The organism is Aeromonas sp. WP2-W18-CRE-05, from assembly GCF_014168615.1.
Classification (GTDB): domain Bacteria; phylum Pseudomonadota; class Gammaproteobacteria; order Enterobacterales; family Aeromonadaceae; genus Aeromonas; species Aeromonas caviae.
Genome location: NZ_AP021917.1, coordinates 1,325,889 through 1,344,925, shown reverse-complemented (window position 1 = coordinate 1,344,925; position 19,037 = coordinate 1,325,889). Strand labels below are relative to the sequence as shown.

At 64.5% G+C, this 19,037-nt stretch carries 16 protein-coding genes; 12 read left to right on the top strand and 4 right to left on the bottom strand.

Going from position 1 to position 19,037, the window contains the following annotated elements; all coding sequences use genetic code 11:
• The first annotated feature begins 30 nt into the window (after nucleotides 1-30).
• From H7R73_RS06570 to H7R73_RS06560, 3 genes are all read left to right on the top strand, one after another.
• Complete coding sequence (locus H7R73_RS06570; protein WP_039039335.1) at nucleotides 31-708, top strand: C39 family peptidase; 678 nt, start codon at nucleotides 31-33, stop codon at nucleotides 706-708.
• 7 nt (nucleotides 709-715) lie between these two features.
• Nucleotides 716-1,375 carry a hypothetical protein gene (locus H7R73_RS06565; protein ID WP_039039334.1) on the top strand — a complete coding sequence of 220 codons (660 nt, stop codon included), beginning with the start codon at nucleotides 716-718 and terminating at the stop codon, nucleotides 1,373-1,375.
• 63 nt (nucleotides 1,376-1,438) lie between these two features.
• Nucleotides 1,439-2,638, top strand: coding sequence for a transporter (locus H7R73_RS06560; RefSeq protein ID WP_039039333.1), 1,200 nt, complete (start codon nucleotides 1,439-1,441; stop codon nucleotides 2,636-2,638).
• A 99-nt stretch (nucleotides 2,639-2,737) separates the two neighbouring features.
• Here the strand turns inward: H7R73_RS06560 and H7R73_RS06555 are convergent, their stop codons facing one another.
• Nucleotides 2,738-4,015, bottom strand: a complete 1,278-nt coding sequence (locus H7R73_RS06555) for an NAD(P)/FAD-dependent oxidoreductase (protein ID WP_103260599.1) — start codon at nucleotides 4,013-4,015, stop codon at nucleotides 2,738-2,740.
• Nucleotides 4,016-4,064: 49 nt separating this feature from the next.
• Complete coding sequence (gene puuR / locus H7R73_RS06550; protein WP_029314011.1) at nucleotides 4,065-4,673, bottom strand: HTH-type transcriptional regulator PuuR; 609 nt, start codon at nucleotides 4,671-4,673, stop codon at nucleotides 4,065-4,067.
• Nucleotides 4,674-4,982: 309 nt separating this feature from the next.
• Between puuR and H7R73_RS06545 the strand changes: the two genes are divergently transcribed.
• The 5 genes from H7R73_RS06545 (at nucleotide 4,983) to H7R73_RS06525 (ending at nucleotide 11,495) form a co-directional block, all read left to right on the top strand.
• A complete protein-coding gene (locus H7R73_RS06545; protein WP_010673552.1) occupies nucleotides 4,983-6,446 on the top strand; it encodes an NAD-dependent succinate-semialdehyde dehydrogenase in 1,464 nt (487 codons plus the stop codon).
• A gap of 231 nt (nucleotides 6,447-6,677) precedes the next feature.
• Nucleotides 6,678-7,967, top strand: coding sequence for a 4-aminobutyrate--2-oxoglutarate transaminase (gene gabT, locus H7R73_RS06540; protein ID WP_103260601.1), 1,290 nt, complete (start codon nucleotides 6,678-6,680; stop codon nucleotides 7,965-7,967).
• A gap of 233 nt (nucleotides 7,968-8,200) precedes the next feature.
• Nucleotides 8,201-8,338, top strand: a complete 138-nt coding sequence (locus H7R73_RS06535; protein ID WP_164882979.1) for a hypothetical protein — start codon at nucleotides 8,201-8,203, stop codon at nucleotides 8,336-8,338.
• Complete coding sequence (locus H7R73_RS06530) at nucleotides 8,338-9,681, top strand: APC family permease (RefSeq protein ID WP_041214747.1); 1,344 nt, start codon at nucleotides 8,338-8,340, stop codon at nucleotides 9,679-9,681. Before H7R73_RS06535 ends, H7R73_RS06530 begins: the two co-directional genes overlap by 1 nt.
• Before the next feature lie 470 nt (nucleotides 9,682-10,151).
• Nucleotides 10,152-11,495: an APC family permease gene (locus H7R73_RS06525; RefSeq protein ID WP_103260602.1), complete on the top strand. Its 1,344-nt coding sequence runs from the start codon at nucleotides 10,152-10,154 to the stop codon at nucleotides 11,493-11,495.
• An 88-nt stretch (nucleotides 11,496-11,583) separates the two neighbouring features.
• Here H7R73_RS06525 and H7R73_RS06520 read toward each other — a convergent pair whose 3' ends face one another.
• Nucleotides 11,584-12,033 carry a hypothetical protein gene (locus tag H7R73_RS06520; protein WP_158657346.1) on the bottom strand — a complete coding sequence of 150 codons (450 nt, stop codon included), beginning with the start codon at nucleotides 12,031-12,033 and terminating at the stop codon, nucleotides 11,584-11,586.
• 303 nt (nucleotides 12,034-12,336) lie between these two features.
• Between H7R73_RS06520 and H7R73_RS06515 the strand changes: the two genes are divergently transcribed.
• The 4 genes from H7R73_RS06515 to H7R73_RS06500 all read left to right on the top strand — a co-directional run bounded on the left by H7R73_RS06515 (nucleotide 12,337) and on the right by H7R73_RS06500 (nucleotide 18,522).
• The gene (locus H7R73_RS06515) at nucleotides 12,337-13,485 is read left to right on the top strand and encodes a Na/Pi symporter (RefSeq protein ID WP_041214746.1); all 1,149 of its coding nucleotides are present in this window, start codon (nucleotides 12,337-12,339) and stop codon (nucleotides 13,483-13,485) included.
• A 137-nt stretch (nucleotides 13,486-13,622) separates the two neighbouring features.
• Nucleotides 13,623-14,093 carry an FKBP-type peptidyl-prolyl cis-trans isomerase gene (locus H7R73_RS06510; RefSeq protein ID WP_010673545.1) on the top strand — a complete coding sequence of 157 codons (471 nt, stop codon included), beginning with the start codon at nucleotides 13,623-13,625 and terminating at the stop codon, nucleotides 14,091-14,093.
• Nucleotides 14,094-14,389: 296 nt separating this feature from the next.
• Nucleotides 14,390-15,157, top strand: a complete 768-nt coding sequence (locus tag H7R73_RS06505) for a DODA-type extradiol aromatic ring-opening family dioxygenase (protein ID WP_010673544.1) — start codon at nucleotides 14,390-14,392, stop codon at nucleotides 15,155-15,157.
• Between the two features lie 143 nt (nucleotides 15,158-15,300).
• Entirely contained in the window at nucleotides 15,301-18,522 is a 3,222-nt protein-coding gene (locus tag H7R73_RS06500) for an ATP-binding protein (protein ID WP_103260604.1), read from the top strand.
• Between the two features lie 246 nt (nucleotides 18,523-18,768).
• On the opposite strand, the gene H7R73_RS06495 is transcribed toward H7R73_RS06500, so the two are convergent.
• Nucleotides 18,769-18,969, bottom strand: coding sequence for a YbfA family protein (locus H7R73_RS06495; protein WP_010673543.1), 201 nt, complete (start codon nucleotides 18,967-18,969; stop codon nucleotides 18,769-18,771).
• Nucleotides 18,970-19,037 lie beyond the last annotated feature (68 nt).

Sequence of the window (19,037 nt, the reverse complement as noted above, 5' to 3'; positions counted from 1 at the left end):
CCCCCTTTTTCCCTGACACTGGAGGTCTGAATGCGCTGGCTGTTGCTGTTGCTGTGCTGTCCTGCCGTCTGGGCGGGCTCGGTGCCACTGGGGGAGCATCTCCCGGCGCTGGGGGATCTCAACAAACCGGTACAGAGCATTCTGGAGCGTCGGTACGCCAACATCGAGCGCCAACATACGGATTTCAGTTGCGGGGCCGCCGCCGTCGCCACCATCTTGCGCTACGCCTACGGCCATGCAACCAATGAACGCTGGGTCATGGATGGCATGCTTGCCATGGCAGACCCGGAGCAGGTCAAGCACTACGGCTTCTCCATGCTCGACATGAAGCAGTACCTGCAAATGCTCGGCATGCGGGTCAGAGGGTATCGACTGGGCGATGAAAAACTGCGCCAGGTGAGGGTGCCCACCATCGTCCTGCTCAACATTCGCGGCTATCAGCACTTTGCCGTGCTGCGGGCCATCGATCGCCATGATCGCGTCTATCTGGCAGACCCGGCCCTCGGCAACCGGGTGATCACGTTCAAGGAGTTCAAGGAGAGCTGGAACGGCATCCTCCTCGCCGTCATCGGCGCGGGCTATCGTCCCGATGCCCCCCTTGCCAACCCCTCTCCCCCGCTCTCTGTCAGAGGCAAGGATGGGCTCTTCGCCCCGGTCAATGAAACATCCCTGCTGGAATTCGGTTTTCAGCACAAAGAGCTAATGTGAGGTCATCATGAATACCCGACCCGCCCTATGCCTCCTCTGCAGCCTGGGTGGCATCGCCTCTCCGCTGCTGGCAGCACCGGACCCGCTGGCCCATCTGTCAGACCACTTTGCGCCCGAACTGGCGGACGGGGAGCTGGCCCACCTGCGCGGCCGCTATGTCAGCAGCCATGGCATCAGCTACTTCGGCATCGAGTTCATCTCGTCACTGACCACGGCCCAGGCCCAGCAGACGGCGGCCATGAACCTGGCGCTGAGCATTGTGCAAAACAAGCCCAAGCTGGATGTGCGCGTCAAGGATGAGGTCAAGCCCGCGGCCACGCCCGCCAAGGAGGCCCAGGTGCAGGGGGCCGGGCTGGTGCAGGTCGTTCAACTGGAGGGGAGCGGCAACAGCTCGGTCAACCAGGCCGGTATTGAACTGACCACCCCGACCATGACGGGACACCTGGTTCAGGCGGGCAGCTACGAGCACCAGGGCGATCTTGGCACCGCCACTTACCGGGTCTCGGGGAATTATGCCGGCTTGCAACTACACTCTTCCGACGGCCGGGTCCTGCTGGAGCAGAGCCTGCGCGGTACCGACTTCAGCCGGGGGCTGCTGCAGTTCAACAAGGTCAGGGGGGACGGTTTGCAGACGCTCAATCAGACCCGCATCTGGTTTTCGCGCTGAGAGCAGGTGAGTTCCCGGGGCTGAACTATAAGAAAGGATGATAAACAACAAGGACGTATCCCGATGAAACAGTCTCGCATGCTGTTGATTGCCCTCGCCCCCTTCGCCTGCTGGGGGGCCACGGCCGAGGAGGAGGCCCTGCAACAACAGCTGGATCTCCTGCGCCAGCAACTGATCCAGCAAAATCAGGCCCTTCATCAGCTCCAGGCCCGCCTGGAGGCCGTCAAGGCCGCCGGTGCCACGACGGCAACCACCGGGGTCGGAGCCGGGGCCGCCGTCGCCTCCACCCAGCAGGACGCCTCACGGCGCACGCCGGAAGTCGGCCGCAGCACCGAAGACCTGATGATCGAACAGCACAATGTGTTCGACCGCGCCCTGACCGTCGATGTGGGCCTCTCCTACCAGCACTACAACCGCAAGGATCTCGCCCTGCGCGGCTTCCTCGCCCTGGACGCCATCTTCCTTGGCGAAATCAACCTGGATCGGGTTCGCTCCGATCAGTGGACGGCGGATGTCATCACCCGCTACACCCTCAACGATCGCTGGCAACTGGAGCTGGCCCTCCCCTACATGTTCCGCAACACCAACTACCAGAGCACCGGCAAGGAGAACTCCAGCCGCGACTTCGAGGAGCAGAGCGTCAGCGATGGCGGTCTGGGGGATCTCAGCCTCGCCATCTACTACAGGGTCATGGCAGAGAGCGAGGATTGGCCGGATCTGGTGTGGAACTTCCGGGCCAAGGCGCCGACCGGCAAGGATCCTTACGGCATCGAGATCAACACCTCGGAATCGGGCAACCTGGTGACCCCCAAGGAGCTCGCCACCGGCAACGGGCTCTGGCAGCTCTCCACCGGCTTCTCCCTGGTCAAGACCATGGATCCCGCCATCCTGTTTGCCAGCCTCAACTATGGTCACAGCCTCAAGCAGGACTTTGACGATATCTCCTACCAGCCCGGCAACCAGCCCGGCAGCATCCAGCTGGGTGACTGGTATGAATATGGCCTGGGGGTCGCATTCGCCCTCAACGAACGCTTCAGCCTCTCCTTCAACATCAACCAGCGCGTCACCATGGAGTCCGAGCAGGGGTCCGAAGGCTTTGCCATGGAGAAGGTCACCGGCTCCGATGCCAACGCCGCCAGCTTTGGCATGGGGTCGACCTGGGCCATCACCGACAACCTCTCCATGGCGGTCAACTGGTCTGCCGGGCTCACCACGGATGCACCGGACTACACCATCGGGATCCGCTTCCCCTACCGCTTCTAGCCCCGTCAGGGCCCGGGCAGGTTGACGACAAAAAACGAGGGAGGCATAACGCCTCCCTCTTCTTGTTGACGCCAGCCTGCCTGGCGGGCCACCTTGTCATCACACCCCCAGGCGATCGCGCAGGGTGTACCAGGCGGCACCGGCGGCGGTGAAGGGGATGCGCAGCAGGCGGCCACCCGGGAAGGGGTAGTGCGGCAGCCTGGCGAACGCATCGAAGCGCTCCGCCTGACCGCTCAGCACTTCGGAGAGCAGCTTGCCCGCCAGATGGGTACAGGTGACGCCGTGGCCGCTGTAGCCCTGCATGTAGTAGATGTTGTGACCGATGCGGCCAAACTGAGGCAGGCGCGACAGGGTGAGCAGGAAGTTGCCGGTCCAGGTGTACTCCACCTTGACGTCTTTGAGCTGGGGGAAGGTCTTGAGCATCTTGGGGATGATCAACCGCTCGATGTCCGCCGGATCCCGCGCCCCGTAGACCACGCCGCCGCCATAGATGAGCCGGTGATCGCCGGAGGTGCGGTAGTAGTCGAGCAGGTAGTTGCAATCCTCCAGACAGTAGTTCTGTGGCAAGAGTGAACGGGCCCGCTCCTCTCCCAGCACCTCGGTGGCGATCACCTGGGTGCCGCAAGGCATGCTCTTGCCGGCGAGCTCGGGCACCAGATTGCCGAGGTAGGCGTTGCCGGCCACCACGATAAAGCGTGCCTTCACCGCCCCCTTGGCGGTCTTGACCAACGCCGGCTGACCCGGAGTAATGCTGGTGACGGCGGACTGCTCGAAGATAAGCCCCCCCTGCATGCGGATCGCTTCCGCCTCCCCCAGCGCCAGGTTGAGGGGATGGATATGGCCGCCGCTCTTGTCCAGCAGGGCGCCGACGTAACGATCGCTCGCGACCACCTCGCGCACCCCCTTGGCATCGAGCAGCTCCAGCTGGTCGTTGCCCCACTTCTCCCAGCGCGCCTTCTGCGCCTTGAGCTCGTGCAGCTGCTTCTCGGTCTCGGCGGCAAAGACCCCGCCCTCCTGCAGATCGCACTGGATGTTGTAGCGCTTGATCCGCTCGCGGATGATCTGGCCCCCCTCAAACAGCATGGAGCCGAGCAGCCTGGCCTGATCCGGCGGGCAGTTCGCTTCGATGGTGTCGATGTCGCGGCTGTAGGAGTTGACGATCTGGCCGCCGTTGCGGCCGCTGGCGCCAAAGCCGACTCGCGCGGCCTCCAGCACCACCACCTTGTACCCCTTCTCCACCAGATGCAGCGCACTGGAGAGGCCGGTATACCCCGCTCCGATGACGCAGACGTCGCACTCCAGCTGCTCGGTGAGCGTGGGATAGGGCGCGTGTTTGTTGGCACTGGCTGCGTAGTAACTCTTTACATGTTCGGTCATGATCCCTGTTTCCTTACCGGTTCGTTTCCAACACAACGGGTTGTTCACATTAAAAGCTGGCCGGGGTGTGAGCGCTGACGATGCGGCAGACCTGCCCCGAGGGATTGCTGAAACTGTGGGGCTCGCCGGTGTCGATGACATAACTGTCCCCGGCGCACAGTTCATAGGTCTGGCCGGCCAAGGTCAGCAGCACCGACCCTTCCAGCACGGTGCCCACCTCCTCCCCCTGATGCTTCACCACGCCGCCGGTGTCGGTGCCGGGGGCATAGGTCTCCAGCATGAAGCCGAGCTGGCGCCGATTGTTGCCGTTGTGCACCAGCTTCATGGAGACTCCCTGGCTGCCGAGCTCGATGAGCTGCTCCGCCTTGATCACCACGCTGGGCGTGCTCGCCACCTCCTCTTCGGCGAAGAAGCGCGACAACGGCAGCTCGTAGACGCTCAGCAGCTTTTGCAGGGAGGCCACCGAGGGGCTCACCTTGTTCTGCTCTATCATGCAGATGGCGCCGTGGGTCAGGCCGCTCAGCTCCGCCACCCGGCGCTGGGAGAGCCCTAGCTCCCTGCGGATCCGGGCGAGCCGCTCCCCCATGTTTCTCTCGTGCTCCGCCAGGGGGTTGTCCGTCATGGTCCGCCACCGGACCTCGCCACGGGATTGCTCCATCGCCCACCTCCTTCCATGGTCATTCGAATACCTGGGGCCGACTGGTCAATATAGTGAGTCAGGCACGTCAGCCCCGTTCACTATCCTGCACAACCCAGAGCGTTCATTATTTTGCACACCCTGCGCAATGAAAACCGCTACAATCGCGCTCACAGCCCCATTTCTAGCATGTGACGCCCAGTTCACTCAAATATATTTAACACTTGAAAAACATTTCGGCTCATTTTATGGTCGTTACGTGCTTATTATTCTATACGGCGGTGCCCACATAAACGCGCCACCCAGACCCACTATCGAGGCCCCTTACTTATGTCAGCATCACAACCTGCTCTCTCCCTGATCAAATCCCTGGCCTATGTCGACGGCCGCTGGTGCGAGTCCCTGGGCGGGCGCCGGTTCGAGGTCCTGAACCCGGCCACCGGCCAGGTCATCACCCAGGTGCCCGACATGGACGGGGAGGATACCCGCCTCGCCATCGCGGCGGCCCACGCGGCGCAACCCGCCTGGGCGGCCCTCACCGCCAAGGAGCGCAGCAGCAAACTCTACGCCTGGTTCGAGCGCATCATGGCCAACCAGGAGGAGCTCGCCCGCATCATGACCTGCGAGCAGGGCAAGCCGCTGGCGGAAGCCAAAGGAGAGGTGGCCTACGGCGCCAGCTTCATCCAGTGGTTCGCGGAAGAGGGCAAGCGTGCCTATGGCCGCACCATCCCCGGCTTCTCCGCCGATCGGCGCCTGGCCACCATCAAGCAGCCGGTGGGGGTCGTGGCCGCCATCACCCCCTGGAACTTCCCCATCGCCATGATCACCCGCAAGGCGGGTCCGGCGCTGGCCGCCGGTTGCACCATCGTCATCAAGCCCGCCGCCGAAACGCCCCTCTGCGCCCTGGCGCTGGCGGTACTGGCTGAGCAGGCGGGCATTCCTGCCGGGGTCATCAACATCGTCACCTCCCATCAGGCGAGCGCAGTGGGCAACGAGCTGTGCAGCAACCCCGTGGTGCGCAAGCTCTCCTTCACCGGCTCCACCCGCATCGGCAAACTGCTGATGCGCCAGTGCGCCGACACCATGAAGCGCCTCTCCCTGGAGCTTGGCGGCAACGCCCCCTTCATCGTCTTTGACGACGCCGACCTCGACGCCGCCGTGGCCGGGGCCCTGGCGTCCAAATACCGCAACGCCGGCCAGACCTGTGTCTGCGCCAACCGCATCCTGGTGCAGGCCAGCGTCTATGACGCCTTCGCCGAGAAGCTCGCCGCCGCGGTCAAGGCCTTCAAGGTGGGAGACGGCATGGGCGAGGGCGTCCAGATCGGGCCCCTCATCAACCCGGCCGCCGCCAGCAAGGTGGCCGAGCTGGTGCAGCAATCGGTCGCCGCCGGTGCCCGGGTGCTGGTGGGGGGCGACGCCCACCCCGCCGGTCCCCTCTTCTATCACCCCACCATCCTGACCGGGGTCACCCGGGGCAACCCCATTCTGGACGAGGAGATCTTCGGGCCCGTCGCGCCTCTGGTGCGCTTCGAGACGGAAGCCGAGGCCATTGCGCTTGCCAACGACACCCCCTATGGCCTGGCCGCCTACTTCTATGGCCGCGACATCGCCCGGGTGTGGCGGGTGGCCGAGGGGCTCGAATACGGCATGGTGGGGATCAACGAGGGGATCATCTCCACCGAACTGGCCCCCTTTGGCGGGATCAAGGAGTCGGGGCTGGGCCGGGAAGGGGCGGCCGAAGGGCTGGAGGAGTACCTGGAGACCAAATACCTCTGCTTTGGCGGCATTCGCTGAGGGGAGTGAAGGGGCAATCGCATCGTTAAAACAGATGCGTTATGACGCAGCCCATCGCTTTTACAGATAGAAAGAGGGGGTCGCCGGTCACGACCGAGCGCCTTGTGGGCCCTGAGGGCACGCCCGGGGCCCCCTTTTGCGAACAGGCCGCCCTGCCCGAGGGCAGTTGGCGGCACACATATGGCCAGATGGCACAGGAATAGCGGGGCCCATGCCCCTCAGGGAGGAAAGATGAGTCATTCAAGCAACAACCAGCAGTGGCAGGCCCGCCGCGAAGCGGCCGTGGTCCAGGGGGTCGGCACCCTGCTGCCGGTCTTCATCGACCGGGCGCACAACGCCGAGCTGTGGGACGTGGAGGGCAACCGCTACATCGACTTTGCCTCCGGCATCGCCGTGCTCAACACCGGCCACAACCACCCCAAGGTGGTGGCGGCGGTGCGCGAGCAGCTCGAGAAGTTCAGCCACACCTGCTTCCAGGTCACCCCCTACTCCGGCTATATCGAGCTGGCGGAGAAGTTGAATGCCCTGGTGCCCGGCCCCACCCCCAAGCGCACCCTCTTCCTCTCCACCGGCGCCGAGGCGGTGGAGAACGCCATCAAGATCGCCCGCGCCCACACCGGTCGCAGCGGCACCATCGCCTTCAAGGGGGGCTTCCACGGCCGCACCATGATGGGCATGGCCCTCACCGGCAAGGTGGTGCCCTACAAGACCGGCTTCGGCCCCTTCCCGGGGGAGGTCTATCACCTCCCCTTCCCCGCCGACTACCTGGGAGTGAGTGAAGACGATGCCCTGGCCGCGCTGGATCTCTGCTTCAGCGCCGACATCGAACCCACCCGGGTGGCCGCCATCATCATCGAGCCGGTGCAGGGGGAAGGGGGCTTCTACCCCGCCTCCGCCAGCTTCATGCAGCGCCTGCGCCAGGTGTGCGACCAGCACGGCATCCTGCTCATCTGCGACGAGATCCAGACCGGTTTCTGTCGCACCGGCAAGACCTTCGCCACCGAATACAGCGGTGTCGAACCCGACATCATGACGCTGGCCAAGAGCCTGGCCGGCGGCTTCCCGCTCTCTGCCGTGGTGGGCAAGAGCGAGGTGATGAACGCCGCCAAGCCCGGTGGCCTGGGGGGCACCTATGCGGGCTCCCCCATCGCCTGCGCCGCCGCCCTGGCGGTGCTGGAGGTGATCGAGGAGGAGCGCCTGAACCAGAAGGCCCTGGCCCAGGGGGAGCAGATCAAGGCACGCCTGCACCAGCTGGCGACACGGTTTGACTGCATCGGCAACATCCGTGGCCCCGGCGCCATGGTGGCCATGGAGCTGGTGAAGGAGGGGGATGCCGAAAGACCGGACCCGGATCTCACCAAGCGGCTGGTGGCCGAGGCAGGCAAGCGGGGGCTGGTGCTGCTGGCCTGCGGCGTGCGTGGCAACGTGATCCGTTTCCTCACCCCCCTGACCGCCCCGGCGGCCATCGTCGACGAGGGACTGGACCTGCTGGAGCAGGCCCTGTCCGCCTCCCTGGCCTGATCCGGAAGAGCGCGTTCGCCCACGTGCAAAAAAATGCGTTTTTGCTCCCTTGATATGCTTGTCAAGGGGGCATCACGAATGCACAATGCGCCGCCGTATTCAAGGACCGTCCGCTCATCGGAGCCCGGTTCTTTTTTTGCGCCAAACAAATCCATAACGAGGCCGGAACAGACCGGAAATGATAACGAGGTGGCACGCCATCTCACGACACCCGCTTCTTAGTGAGGAACTCCATGGGGCATATCATCGCTTTCCTGCCGGCCCGCGCCGGTCTGCGCCATCCGTCCGCATCCCGGACTGGCGCCCCCACCGTGCAGGATGACCTCACCGTCAGCCTGATCCCGTCAGCCAGCCTGCGGGGGATCGCCTGATGCACCCGCACCCCGCCGGTCTGAAAAAAAGCCTGAAACTCTGGCACGTGGTCATCATGGGGCTGGCCTATCTCACCCCCATGGCGGTGTTCGACACCTTCGGCATCGTCACCGAGATCACCGAAGGCCATGTGCCGACCGCCTACCTGCTCGCCCTCATCGGCATGCTGTTCACCGCCATGAGCTACGGCCATCTGGTGCGCAAGTTCCCCTCGGCAGGCTCCGCCTACACCTATGCCCAGAAGGTGTTCCACCCCTATGTGGGCTTCATGGTGGGCTGGGTCTCCCTGCTCGACTACATGTTCATGCCCATGATCAACATGTTGCTGGCCAAGATCTACATGGAGGCCCTCTTCCCCGGCGTGGCCCCCTGGACCTACATCCTGGCCCTGGCCGCCGTCATGACCTTCCTGAACCTGCGGGGCATCAAGCTGGTGGCGAACTTCAACAGCCTGATCGTCATCATGCAGTTCAGCATCATCGCCGTCTTCATCGGCCTCATCGCCTGGGGCGTGAGCCACGGCGAGGGCCTCGGCACGGTGGCGAGCAGCCGCCCCTTCTTCTCCGAGCAGATGCACATCAATCCCCTGCTGACCGGCGCCTCCATCCTCTGCCTGTCGTTCCTCGGGTTTGACGCCATCACCACCCTGTCGGAGGAGACCCCGAACGCGGATCGGGTGATCCCCCGGGCCATCGTGCTCACCGCCCTCATCGGCGGCGTGCTCTTCATCTCGGTCTCCTACTTCCTGCAGCTCTTCTTCCCGGACATCTCCCGCTTCCAGCAGCCGGATGCGGTGCTGCCGGAGATCGCCCTCTATGTGGGCGGCAAGCTGTTCCAGGCTGTGGTGCTGGTCTGCACCACGGTGGCGGTGCTCGCCTCGGGGCTCGCCTCCCACGCCGGGGTGTCGCGCCTGCTCTACGTGATGGGCCGGGATCGCGCCCTGCCGAGCCGCGTCTTCGGCTACATCCACCCCACCTGGCAGACCCCGGCTCTCAACGTGCTGCTGGTGGGCATGCTGGCCCTCTCGGCGGTGGCCTTCGATCTGGAGATGGCGCTGGCGCTCATCAACTTCGGCGCCCTGGTGGCCTTCACCTTCGTCAACCTGGCGGTGATTGCCCACTTCTATCTCAGGCTGGGTCACAACAAGACCCTGAAGGATCACCTGCTGTTCCTCGCCTTGCCCCTGTGCGGCGCCGCCTGCATCGGGGTGCTCTGGCTCAACCTGGAGCCAGCCTCCTTCGAGCTGGGGCTGATCTGGGCCGCCCTCGGTGCCATCTACCTGCTGCTGCGCCTCACCGTGTTCCGGGTCCGCCTCGGCCGCCCCGAGCAGGACGCCTCCTGAGCGAAACCGGCGCCCTCAGGGCGCCGGTTTCACATGGCGGCAAAGCAGGGCGCCAGCTGATGACAAGGTTGTCATCGACTTTCCGGCAGCGGTGGCGAAGTGATCGCTCACGGGGGGAACAAATTCCCCGCTGGCGGCCTTTTTCGCTTGTCTCCTCCCCCCCCTGAGGGCACAATACGGCGCCCCTTGAGAGCCGATGTTTCAACAACATCGGTTCTTTGCTTTTCTGGGGCACACCACCATTCACCAAGAGGCCGGCCATGTGCCGGAATTGATACCCAGATTGCCAAGCAATCTCCCGACGTTGTGAGGAAAAACATGGGGCATTTCACTGCTTTCCTGCCGGTCCCCGCCGGCGTGCGCCACGCATCTGTGCCACAGATGGGCGCCCCCTGTGTCCAGCGACGCGTTCCCGCGTCCCTGATCCCGTCCCATCTCGCCCACGGGGCCTGTGCAGAGGAGAAAGCGTGATGGCCGGTGCCAAGCTGCTCAAGACCCTCACCCTGTTCCAGGTCGTGGTGATGGGTCTGGCTTACCTCACGCCCATGGCGGTATTCGATACCTTCGCCATCGTCGGTGACATCACGGATGGTCGCGTGGCCACCGCCTACCTGCTGGCGCTCGGCGGCATCCTGCTGACCGCGTTCAGCTACGGCCACCTGGTGCGCCGCTTCCCGTCAGCAGGCTCCGCCTACACCTATGCCCAGAAGGTGTTCCACCCCTATGTGGGCTTCATGGTGGGCTGGTCTTCCCTGCTGGACTACATGTTCATGCCGATGATCAACATCCTGCTGGCCAAGATCTACCTGACCGCCATGTTCCCCACCGTGGAGCCCTGGATCTTCATCTTCGGTCTGGTGACCGTGATGACCTTCCTGAACCTGCGCGGCATCAAGCTGGTGGCGAACCTCAACGGCTTCATCGTCTTCATCCAGATCGCCATCATCGTCACCTTCCTCGGCCTCATCGCCTGGGGCCTGAGTCACGGTGAAGGGGCCGGCACCCTGATGAGCAGCCGTCCGTTCCATGTGGAGTCTGCCAGCATGCTGCCGCTGTTCACCGGCGCCACCATCCTCTGCTTCTCGTTCCTGGGCTTCGACGGCCTGAGCTCCCTCTCCGAAGAGACCCCGAATGCCGGCAAGGTGATCCCCCGCGCCATCGTGCTGACGGCCCTCATCGGCGGCATCATCTTCGTCACCGTCTCCTACAGCCTGCAGCTCTTCTTCCCGGATCTGGCCCGCTTCAAGGAGCCGGACGCCGTGCTGCCGGAGATCGCCCTCTACGTGGGTGGCACCCTGTTCCAGAGCGTGGTGCTGGTGTGCACCACCGCGGCCGTGCTCGCCTCCGGCATGGCGGCCCACGCCGGCGTGTCGCGCATCCTCTACGTGATGGGTCGCGATCGCATGATCCCGGAGCGGGTGTTCGGCTATATCCACCCCACCTGGCGCACCCCGGCCATCAACGTGCTGCTGGTGGGGGCCCTGGCCCTCTCCGCGGTCTCCTTCGATCTGGACATGGCCCTGGCCCTGGTGAACTTCGGCGCCCTGGTGGCCTTCACCTTCGTCAACCTCTCGGTGATCGGCCAGTTCTGGGTGCGCGAGAAGCGCAACAAGAGCCTCAAGGAGCACCTGCTGTTTCTGATGCTGCCGCTGCTGGGGGCCGCCACCATCGGCGCCCTCTGGATCAACCTGGAGCAGAGCTCCCTGGAGCTTGGCCTCATCTGGGCGGGGATCGGGGTCACCTACCTCTTCCTGCGCCTCGCCGTGTTCCGCATCCCCTTCCGTCAGTACGAGGAAGCGGCCGACGGCCAGTAAGCCATCTCGATCGCAAGATGCAAAGAGGGGAGCCCACGGGCTCCCCTCTCTTGTTTGCACGACGCATCGCCTTCTGCCGGGTTTCCCCTCAGTAGGTGCCCGTCTTGCGCAGCACGGCGCGGCCCGCCGCCTTGGCGGGATCGTCCACCACGTTCTCGACTCGCTGCTGGGTGTTCTTCGCCTTGTTGTAGGTCTCGCCCACACCGGCAGCCTCGGCGGCCTTGCGCTTGGCGTAGTCACCGGGATTGTCCACCGCATTCTCGACCCGCTGCTGGGTGTTCTTGACCTTGTAGTAGGCGTCATCCACGCCGGTGGCCTGGGCCGCCTTGCGCTTGGCATAGCCAGCGGGATCGTTGACCGCGTTGTCCACACGCTGTTTGGCGCTCTGCGCGGAGCAATGGCTGTTGACCCCGGTCGCGCTGTTGACGGCCGAGCCGATCGCCACGTCTTTGGAGCTGCAATCGGAGGGCAGCACGGCGGCATGAGAGGAGAGAGAGGCCATCGCCAGGGGCAGGAGAAGAAGGGACCAATGTTTCATGACAGACTCGCAATTACTGATTAAATGACGAGGCAGTCTACTCCCATTGACTGAGTGGCGGCACAGGATCCACCAGTGGATGGCACCCCGTCCGTCAGTTTCTAACGCATTCCTACATTCCACAGACCAATTCACTTAAAACAACAAAATAATCAGAATTAATCACTACCCTCCCATCTGACCCGCCAATCCCGAGCCCCCTGTCATCAAATCATCATCAAAGTGTCACTTTGTCATATTTCTGTCATAGAGCACTGCTGTAATGCGCCCGTCCAATTCAACGCAGACGTCCCAAGAGGCACCATGCAAAGCAAACCGTCATCCCCGCAGACCCGCGCTACCGGCCCCCTGTTCAACTGGCTCGCGGTGATCACCTTTGTTTACCTGATCCTGGTCGCCGTCGGGGCCGTCTCACACGGCTTTAAAGGGTTCTCCGGCGGCGCCGAGGGCGCGGCCCAGATCTTCGCCTTCGCCAACAACCCCTTCGTCGCCCTGCTGCTCGGCATCCTGGCCACCGCCCTGGTGCAATCCTCCAGTACCGTCACCTCGGTGATCGTCGGCCTGGTGGCGGGCGGCCTGCCCATGAGCATGGCCATCCCCATGGTGATGGGGGCCAACCTCGGTACCACCATCACCAACACCATCGTCTCCCTTGGCCATATCCGTGACAGGGGCGAGTTTCGCCGCGCCTTCGCCGCCGCCACCGTGCACGACTTCTTCAACCTGCTGGCGGTCTTCATCTTCCTGCCCCTGGAATTGATGTTCGGTCTGCTGCAAAAGAGTGCCGAGTGGCTGTCCGGTCTGCTGCTGGGCTCCGCCGACATGTCCATGAAGGGCATGGACTTCATGAAGCCCCTCATCTCCCCCTCCCTGGATCTCATCGACAGCGCCGTCGCCTTCCTGCCGGGCAAGGGCCCCGCCATCGCCACCATCGTCATCGGCATTCTGCTGATCCTCGGCTGCGTTACCGCCCTTGGCAAGGTGCTGCAACGGGTCATGGTGGGCCGTGCCAAGGAGCTGCTGCACAAGGCCCTGGGCCGTGGTCCCCTGACCGGCATCGCCTCCGGCACCCTGGTGACCGTCATGGTACAGTCCTCCTCCACCACCACCAGTCTGATGATCCCGCTGGCGGGCGGCGGCGTGTTCAACACCCGTCAGCTCTACCCCTTCACTCTGGGGGCCAACATCGGCACCACCATCACGGCCCTGCTGGCGGCCACCGCCATCAGCGGCGCCGGCGCCCAGCTGGCCTTGACCATCGCCTTCGTGCATGTGCTGTTCAACGTCTTCGCCGTGGCGCTCATCTATGGCGTGCCCTTCCTGCGGGAGCTGCCCATCAAGGCCGCCGAAACCCTGGCCCGGGTCGGCAGCGAGAACAAGCTGCTGGCGCTGGGTTACGTGGCCGGGCTCTTCTTCGCCCTGCCCGCCCTGATGATGGTGGCCGTCAAGTAAATCCGAACCGGGGGCATCATGCCCCCGGTGCCTTGCCCGTCCGGTCACACCCTCCGGCATCCCCCCTCGCCCTCCCTCCCCGGCTGGGATAAGATGCCCCTTCATTGCACTCTGATTTCAAGGAACAGGAAAACCCGATGAAATTCATTCTGATAGCCCTTCTTATCGCCGGCGCCGCCTACTACTTCTACTCCAGCAGCAACAACCGGAAGCTGGCGGAAGAGAACGTGCGCAAGGGGGCCGAGTTCCTCGCCAGCAACCAGGAAAAACCCCTGGTGACCACCACCGCCTCCGGCCTGCAGTACGAAGTGCTGACCCCGGGCACCGGCACCGTTCACCCCACCGCCACCAGCAAGGTAAAGGTGCACTACGAGGGCAAGCTGCTGGACGGCACCGTGTTCGACAGCTCCGTCGCCCGTGGCGAACCCATCGAGTTCGGCCTCAACCAGGTGATCAAGGGTTGGACCGAAGGGGTGCAACTGATGGTGGAAGGGGAGAAGACCCGCTTCTACATCCCCGCCAACCTGGCCTATGGCGATCGCGCCGCCGGCAAGATCCCGCCGGGCTCAGTCCTCATCTTCGACGTGGAGCTGCTGGGCATTCAATAAACTCGCCCGGGGCCCGCGTTGATCTTGGCGGTGGCGCTGCGGGGCATCCCGTCAGAGGCCACGTCCGACGGACCCTGATCACAACGCCGGCGCACTGCGCCGGCGTTGTCGTTTCTGCCCCGGACTCCCTCGCCCTGATGCCAGACTATCAACCAAAAGTGAAGAGTGCTTATCCATAAAGCCTGATTGTTAACCCATCAATAGGGGCAGATAATGACCACATCGTCAGCGGCATGTCGCCCTGGCCTCGGGTTGTCGGTGCGCCGCGCATCGGCACAACGCATATGGAGTCTGTCATGTCTATCGCCCCTGTCTGGTTCATCTCCCACGGCGCCCCGGATCTGGTCCTGCGCGATCAGCCCGCGACCCGGTTCCTGAAGCAACTGCGCCTCGAGGGTGCCAGAGGGCTGGTGGTGATCTCGGCCCACTGGTTCAGCCGAAGCGAGCTGCAGATCAACGTCGAGCCCAGCCCGGCCCTGATGTACGACTTCTACGGCTTCCCCGAGCCCCTCTACCAGATCCGCTGGCCCGCGACGAGCCCGCAATGGTTGCAGGAAGCGGTGAGCGATCAGCTGCTGCTGGCCGGCCTGCCCGCCACCCCGGTGCGCCGCGAGCTGGATCACGGGGTCTGGTCCCCCCTCTCCCTGATGGATCCGGACAGTGAACTCCCCCTGGTGCAGATCGCCATCCCGGCCAGCTTCACCCCGGCCCAGCTGTGGCAACTGGGGGAGGCATTGCAGGGGCTGCGCGAGCAAGGGATCGGCATCCTCGCCTCCGGCGCCATCACCCACAACCTGCGTGCCCTCGGGCCGGACGGCTCGCCGGTTCCCCAGTGGGCGAGCCAGTTTGCCCGCTGGCTGGAGCAGACCATGGCAGAGGGAGACAGGGGAGCGCTGGAAGAGTACCGGGCCCGGGCACCGGGCGCGGTGGAATCCCATCCCCATGACGATCACCTGCGCCCCCTGTTTGTGGCGCTCGGCGCGGCGGGGGCCGACAGACCGCGAAAGCTGCACGACAGCTGGGATTACGGCAGCCTCTACATGGGGGCCTACCAGTTCGGTTGAGGGCGGGGCGGCCAGGCCGCCCTGCTTGCCGTGCTCTCGCCGACGCGCGTGGAGAAATAGCGGACTCGTTATAGCCATTTTCCGGTAGAATGGCGGCCATTGGATGAGGCTTGGCAGGGATGGCTGTCGCGTCGGGTGGCTAGATGAACCTATATCGAACACTGATCCTGCTCTGTCTGCTCTGCCTTCAACCTGTGCAGGCCCTGACCCTGCACAGCCGCTACGATCCCGCCCCGCAGCCTCCCCGCTGGTCGGAGGCGGAGCTCGGATGGCTGCGCCAGCAGTCCCAACTGCGGGTCGGCATCCTGCAAGAGGACTACCGCCCCTTCACCATGATCGCTCGCCAGCGCGTCGAGGGGCTCAGTGCCGACTACATCGATCTGCTGGCCCGGATGCTGGACAAACCCGTTGCCCTGAGCGCCTTCCCCGACAAGGCGCACCTGCTCCGGGCCCTGGCACGGGGGGAGATACACCTCGCCAGCCTCGGCAATCTCACCCTGGCGGACAGTGACACCCGGGCGATCCGCCTGAGCAACCCCTATTTCAGCAGCCCCCTCGTCTTCTCCGTGCCCAGACGTTATCGGGGGGCACTGCTCACACCGGGACAGCGGGTAGCCGCCGTCCGGGATCAGATAGACAGGGCGCGCTTTGGCCGCTACTACCCCACTCTCACCCTGGTGACCTATCCCTCCAACATGGAGGCGTTCGATGCGGTCTTCTTCGGCCGCGACGACATCCTGCTGGGGGATGCCCACGCCACCCACTACCTCAACAGCGAGCGCTTCGACAACCTTCGCCAGCGGGGCGAGGCCCCGCCCGAGCTGGCGCCTGCCGAGTTCCGCTTTGCCGTCCCGGCCACCGAGCCCGCCCTGCTCAGCCTGGTCAACCGGGGGCTGGCGGCCATCGACGACCGGGCGCGCAACACCCTCTTCACCCAGTGGAACGGGCCCATCCGCGACATGAACGAGCGAAGCGCCGATCTCTATGATGCCGCCGAGCGGGCCTGGATGCGGCAAGCGCCCCCCATCAGGGTGTGGCTGATGGACAACCTCTACCCCTATGGCGCCCTGGATCATGACGGCCAGCTGGTCGGCATGACGGTGGACATGCTGGACAAGATCCGCACACGCACCGGCCTCACCTTCGAGTTCGTGCGGGCAGACTCCGAGGGTCAGCTGGCAAAAGCCATGCAGTCAGGCGCCATCGACCTCATCGGCGCCATCTCCCAGCAGGTGGCTGAACACTACGGGCTGCGCACCTCGGTGCCCTACGCCACCGACAACATCTATGTGATCCTCACCCGCCAGGAGGGACAAGGGATCGACACCATCCGGCGTCTGGCGGGCAAGGCGGTGGCGATGACGCGCCATGTGCCCCTCGCACAGAGACTGGAGGGCAGCCGCATCACCCAGGTGGAGAGCGCCGCAGAAGCGATGGAGGTGCTCGCCCAGGGACGGGTGGATGCCGCCATCGTGCCCCTCTATTTTGCCCGCCATGCGCTGGACAATGATCCCCAGAGCCCCCTGCGCATCGCCGGCCCCGCCGATGACGAGCCGATCCGGATGGGGTTTGCCAGCCTGCCCGGACAGGGGATGCTGATGGGGATCCTCGACAAGACCATCCTCGCCATCCCCCCCAACGAGCTCGCCATGATGAGTTACGAGTGGCGCAACCGCAAACTGCCGGTGCCCGGCTTCATGGATCGCCACGCCCACATCGTCTACCTGGTGTTCGTGGGGCTCCTCACCCTGGCGCTGGTGCTGCTCTATCGCAACCGCATGTTCAAGCGGATGGCCAGCGCCGAGCAGGCTTCCCGCCAGCAACTGGAGGCCCATGTCAGGTTCATCCGGGCACTGGGGGAGAGCCTGCCCCACCCCATCGTCGTGCGGGACAAGAGCGGCAAGGTGCTGCTGTGCAACAGCAAATACCTGACCCAGCTCGGCGCCGAGCCAAAGGCCATCCTGGGTCAGCCCTTCGCCCAGGGGCTGTCAGGGGTGCTCGATGCAGGCAGCATCGCCGTGCTGGAGCAGGACTTTGCCAGGGTATTGCAGGAGGGGCAGCCCATCTTTGCGGATCGCCTCTTCCATCACAGAGGCACCCAGAGCGACATCTATCACTGGATGGTGCCCTATTTCGACGGGGAGGGGGCCATCAGCGGGGTGATCGACGGCTGGATAGACATCACGGACCGCAAACGGCTGGAAGAGGCGCTGCGCGAGGCCAAACAGCAGGCCGACAGCGCCAGCCGCGCCAAGAGCGACTTCCTCGCCACCATGAGCCACGAGATCCGCACCCCCATGAACGCCATCCTCGGCATGCTGGAGCTGGCCACCGAGGATCCCGCTCTCAGCCGTCACAGCGGCGAGCTGCTGCGCATCGCCGCCGACTCCGCCAACGGCCTGCTGGATCTGCTGGGGGACAGCCTGGATATCGCCTCCATAGAGGCGGGCCAGATGACCCTGACGCCCACCCCCTGCGATCTCGCGCCCCTGCTCTCGTCCGTCACTCGGGTCTTTGCGGGCATGGCCGAGCAGAAGGGGCTGCTCTATGAGGTCAGGCTGCCCGACACCCCCATGCCAAGGGTGCTGATCGATCCCCTTCGCCTGCGCCAGATCCTCTTCAATCTCATCGGCAACGCCATCAAGTTCACCGAGCAGGGCCGGGTCGCCATCACCGCCACCCTGACCGGGGGCGAGCAGCCTCCTGTGCTGCACCTCACCATCACCGACACCGGAGCCGGCATTCCCGCGGACAAGCTGCCCAGGCTCTTCACCCCCTTCTATCGCGCCCACGGCCAGGGCCAGTTCCCCGGCAGCGGGCTGGGCCTCAATATCGCCCGCATCCTGTGCCAGATGATGGGGGGGGAGATAGCCGTTCACAGCCAGGTCGGCGAAGGCACCCGGCTCGAGATAAGGCTGCCCCTCACGCTCGCCCAGCAACCCCCCGCCCCGATCACGGCAATGCCGGCGCCCCAGCCCCACCAGGCTCAACCCCTCCCCCATCGGCTGCATATCCTGGTGGTCGATGACAATCACGCCAACCAGATCCTGCTGCGCCAGCAGATCAAGCATCTGGGACACGACGTCAGTGTACGCAGCAATGGCCTGGAGGCCCTGCGCGCCCTCGCCAGCCACCCCTTCGATCTGGTCATCACCGACTGCCAGATGCCGGTGATGGACGGCTTCGAGCTGACCCGCAACCTGCGTGCCCTTGGCCATGACCTGCCCGTCTGGGGCTTCACCGCCCATGCCCAGCCTCGCGAGCGGGAGCTTTGCCTCGCCGCCGGCATGAACGACTGCCTGTTCAAGCCCATCGGCCTCGCCCGTCTGCGCGCGGCGCTGGCCACCCTGGGGCCTGCGCCCTGAATACCGCCAGCCCTTCCTCCCGTCATGTCACACGGGCGCGGATGAGAATGCGTTGGCATTTGCGGCATAAAGGGTCGCCCACAGGGACAAGAGACAACGTGGACCAGCCATGGATACAAGGCCGGTGGCGGTTCGAGCCCCATAAAAAAACCGACACCAGGGTGTCGGTTTTTTATATCGGGAGGTGCGCCCTGCCTTCCTGTCACGCCAGTCTGGCGCCGGGTGAAGCGGGCGTCACGGGGAGGATCAGTAGAAGATCCGCTCCCCTCGCTCGCTCATCTTGAGCCAGACCGGCTTGGTGCTGGTCTTGCTCCAGATGCGGTGCAGGTAGCTGTAGAAACGGGCGCGATCCCGGCGAAACAGCATCACCGGGAAGGCGAGCAGACCCGCCATCAGGACGAAGATGCGGCGAAGGATTATCTGAGTCAGGGAGAAGGGATGAAACATGATGTAACGCCTCACTGGTAAGACCACTGAACAAAGATTACGCCAATCATTGTAGGATTACTACACCG

Bases quoted from the DNA above. Each gene is read 5' to 3' on its own strand.
- gabT (WP_103260601.1), top strand. From the start codon at position 6,678: ATGAGTCATTCAAGCAACAACCAGCAGTGGCAGGCCCGCCGCGAAGCG.
- H7R73_RS06525 (WP_103260602.1), top strand. From the start codon at position 10,152: ATGGCCGGTGCCAAGCTGCTCAAGACCCTCACCCTGTTCCAGGTCGTG.
- H7R73_RS06555 (WP_103260599.1), bottom strand. From the start codon at position 4,015: ATGACCGAACATGTAAAGAGTTACTACGCAGCCAGTGCCAACAAACAC.
- H7R73_RS06500 (WP_103260604.1), top strand. From the start codon at position 15,301: ATGAACCTATATCGAACACTGATCCTGCTCTGTCTGCTCTGCCTTCAA.
- H7R73_RS06520 (WP_158657346.1), bottom strand. From the start codon at position 12,033: ATGAAACATTGGTCCCTTCTTCTCCTGCCCCTGGCGATGGCCTCTCTC.
- puuR (WP_029314011.1), bottom strand. From the start codon at position 4,673: ATGGAGCAATCCCGTGGCGAGGTCCGGTGGCGGACCATGACGGACAAC.
- H7R73_RS06495 (WP_010673543.1), bottom strand. From the start codon at position 18,969: ATGTTTCATCCCTTCTCCCTGACTCAGATAATCCTTCGCCGCATCTTC.
- H7R73_RS06560 (WP_039039333.1), top strand. From the start codon at position 1,439: ATGAAACAGTCTCGCATGCTGTTGATTGCCCTCGCCCCCTTCGCCTGC.
- H7R73_RS06530 (WP_041214747.1), top strand. From the start codon at position 8,338: ATGCACCCGCACCCCGCCGGTCTGAAAAAAAGCCTGAAACTCTGGCAC.
- H7R73_RS06535 (WP_164882979.1), top strand. From the start codon at position 8,201: ATGGGGCATATCATCGCTTTCCTGCCGGCCCGCGCCGGTCTGCGCCAT.
- H7R73_RS06570 (WP_039039335.1), top strand. From the start codon at position 31: ATGCGCTGGCTGTTGCTGTTGCTGTGCTGTCCTGCCGTCTGGGCGGGC.
- H7R73_RS06565 (WP_039039334.1), top strand. From the start codon at position 716: ATGAATACCCGACCCGCCCTATGCCTCCTCTGCAGCCTGGGTGGCATC.
- H7R73_RS06545 (WP_010673552.1), top strand. From the start codon at position 4,983: ATGTCAGCATCACAACCTGCTCTCTCCCTGATCAAATCCCTGGCCTAT.
- H7R73_RS06510 (WP_010673545.1), top strand. From the start codon at position 13,623: ATGAAATTCATTCTGATAGCCCTTCTTATCGCCGGCGCCGCCTACTAC.
- H7R73_RS06505 (WP_010673544.1), top strand. From the start codon at position 14,390: ATGTCTATCGCCCCTGTCTGGTTCATCTCCCACGGCGCCCCGGATCTG.
- H7R73_RS06515 (WP_041214746.1), top strand. From the start codon at position 12,337: ATGCAAAGCAAACCGTCATCCCCGCAGACCCGCGCTACCGGCCCCCTG.